A 3,267-nucleotide genomic window follows, 5' to 3' on the forward strand; every position below is an offset into this window, starting at 1 on the left:
TACGCCAGGTTGGGGACGCCGCGGTGCGGAACCATCACCCCCTTGGGCGTTCCCGTGGAGCCCGAGGTGTAGATCACGTACGCCAGCTGGTCCGGCCGTGCGCCGCGATCCGGGTTCTCCGCGCGCTCCGCCGCGATCCGCTCCCCGTCCACGCTCACCACCACGACGCTGTCGCCGGCGGGGAGCGCCGCGCGCAGCGACTCCTGCGTCACCAGCACGGGCACGGCCGCGTCGGCCAGCACGAACGCCAGCCGCTCCGCGGGATAGGCGGGGTCCAGCGGGACGTACGCGCCGCCGGCCTTGAGCACGGCGAGCACGGAGACGACCATCTCCGGCCCCCGCTCCTGGCAGATCCCCACCCGCGTCTCCGGCCCGACGCCGAGCGCGGCGAGATGGTGCGCCAGCCGGTTGGCCCGCTCGTTCAACGAGCCGTAGCTGAGGGTCTCCCCTTCGTACTCGATCGCCACGGTGTCGGGCCTGCGCGCCGCCTGCGCCTCGAACAGCTCGTGGATGCAGCGGTCCGCCGGGTACTCGGCCTCCGTCCGGTTCCACTCTTCCACCAGCAGCAGGCGCTCGGCCTCTCCGAGCAGGTCCAGCCGCGAGAGCCGCACGTCGGCGTCGGCGGCCACCTGCTCCAGCACCCGCTCCAGGTGGCGCACCATGCGCTGGATGGTCGCCGGCTCGAACAGGTCGGTGCTGTAGTTCAGCCCTCCGTGCAGGCCCCGGGGACTCGCCGAAAGCGCCAGGTAGAGATCGTGCTTGGCGTCTTCGCGGGCCGCTCCGGCGCCGCCTACCTGAAGGCCCGGGAGAGCGCCTCCTCCGGCCCCGGCGTTCTGCAGCGTGAACATCACCTGGAAGAGCGGCGAGTGGCTCAAGGACCGCTCCGGCTGCAGCTCGGCCACCAGCTTGTCGAAGGGCACCTCCTGGTGCTCGTATGCCCCCAGCGTCACTTCCCGCACCCGCCGCAGGGTCTCGCGGAAGGAGGGGTCTCCCGAGAGGTCGGTGCGCAGCACCAGTGCGTTGATGAAGAAGCCGATCAGCCCCTCGACCTCGCTCCGCGTGCGTCCGGCGTTCGGGCTCCCCACCACCACGTCCTCGCTGCCGGCGTACTTCGAGAGGAGCACCTGGAAGGCGGACAGCAGCGTCATGTACAGCGTCGTTCCCTCGCTGCGCCCCAGCGCCTGCAGCCGCTCCAGCAGCTCCGGGGAGAGCTCCACCGGCACCGACGCGCCCCGGTACGTCAGCACCGCCGGGCGGGGGTGGTCCGTCGGCAGCTCCAGCAGCTCCGGCGCTCCCGCCAGGCGCTCCCGCCAGTACGCCAGCTGCCGGTCCAGCCCCTCGCCCTCCAGCTGCTCGCGCTGCCACACCGCGAAGTCGGCGTACTGCACCGCCAGTTCCGGCAGCGGCGACTCACGCCCCTCGCGGTACGCCGCGTACAGGGCGGTGAACTCGCGGAAGAACACCCCCATGCTCCACCCGTCGCTGACGATGTGGTGCATCGAGAGGAGCAGCACGTGGTGCTCGTCCCCCAGCCGCAGCAGGAGCGCCCGGAAGAGCGGTCCCGCCGCAAGGTCGAATGGCCGTACCGCCTCTTCCCCCGCCCGCCGCTCGACCGCCGCCTCGCGATCCGCGTCGCCCAGCCCCGACAGGTCCTCCACCGGCAGCGAAAACCCGCCGAACGGCGCGATCACCTGCACCGGCGAGCCGTTCACCTCTGCGAAGGTGGTCCGCAGCGCTTCGTGCCTGCGGACGATCTCACCCAGGGCGCGCTCCAGTGCCGCCCCGTCCAGCGCACCCCCCAGGCGCCATGCCCCGGGGATGTTGTAGAGGGCGCTTCCCGGCTCGAGCCGGTCGGTGAACCAGAGACGCTCCTGCGCAAAGGAGAGCGGCAGCGCTCCCGTGCGCTCCACCGGCACCACCGGCGGCAGCACCGGCAGCTCCGCGCGGCGCATCTCCTCCACCGCATTCGCCACCTCCGCCACCGTGGGCCCCTCGAAGAGCACCCGGACCGGCAGCTCCACCGCGAACAGCGCGCGGATCGACGAGATCACCAGCGCGGCCAGGATCGAATGCCCGCCCAGGTCGAAGAAGCTTTCCGTCACCCCGGCCCGCTCCAGCCCCAGCACCTCGGCCCAGATCCCCGCCAGCATCTCTTCCACGGGGGTGCGCGGCGCTACGTAGGTCTCCTCGCCCGACGCGAGCTCCGGCGCCGGCAGTGCCTTGCGGTCCAGCTTGCCGTTGGGCGTCAGCGGGAGCGCGTCCAGCGAGACGAAAGCCGCCGGCACCATGTACTCCGGGAGTTCCCGGAGCAGGTGCTCGCGCAGCTCATCCGCCCCGCCGCCACCGACCACGTACGCCACCAGCCGCTTCTCCCCGGGCACGTCCTCGCGGGCCACGACCACGCAGTCGGCGACGCCGGCATTGCGCCGCAGGACGGCCTCGATCTCCCCCGGCTCGATGCGGAAGCCCCGGATCTTGACCTGCTGGTCAACCCGCCCCAGGAACTCCAGCTCGCCCCGGACCGACCACCGCACCCGGTCCCCCGTGCGGTACAGCCGTGCACCGGTCTCGCCGCCGAAGGGATCCGGGACGAAGCGTTCCGCCGTCAGCCCCGGCCGGCCCAGGTAGCCGCGCGCCACGCCCACGCCCCCCACGTACAGCTCGCCCGGCACGCCGGCCGGCGCCGGCTGGCCGGCCGCGTCCAGCACGTACACCCGCACGTTCTCCAGCGGCCGGCCGATCGCCGGGGCGCGCCCGTCCGCCTGGCAGGAGGCGGATGTCGCGCAGACCGTCGTCTCCGTCGGTCCGTAGGCGTTCACGAAGGCGCGCCCGGCGCTCCACCGCTCCACCGTGGCGGCGTCCACCGCCTCGCCCGCGCTCACCACCGTGCGCAGCTCCGGCAGTTCGTCCGGCGGGAGAATGGCCAGCACCGGCGGCGGCAGGGTGGCCACGGTCACGCGTCCGCGCCGCAGCGTTTCCAGCAGCCCCGCACCGGGGAGAAGCGCCTCGCGCGAAGCCATCACCAGCGTGGCCCCGGCCAGCAGCGTGTCGAACACCTCCGCCACCGCCGCGTCGAAGGAGAACGAGGCGAACTGCAGGACGCGGCTGGTGCCGTCGATGCCGAAGCGGCGGGCCTGCGCGTACGCCAGGTTGGGGACGCCGCGGTGCGGAACCATCACCCCCTTGGGCGTTCCCGTGGAGCCCGAGGTGTAGATCACGTACGCCAGCTGGTCCGGCCGTGCGCCGCGATCCGGGTTCTCCGCGCGC

General features: G+C 73.0%; 1 protein-coding gene. It reads right to left on the bottom strand.

Annotation, left to right across the window (positions count from 1 at the left end; all coding sequences use genetic code 11):
• A partial coding sequence (locus tag VF632_RS23360) for an amino acid adenylation domain-containing protein (RefSeq protein WP_331025348.1) occupies positions 1-3,267 on the bottom strand: 3,267 nt, incomplete at both ends.

The sequence above is a fragment of the Longimicrobium sp. genome, from assembly GCF_036388275.1.
Classification (GTDB): Bacteria; Gemmatimonadota; Gemmatimonadetes; order Longimicrobiales; family Longimicrobiaceae; genus Longimicrobium.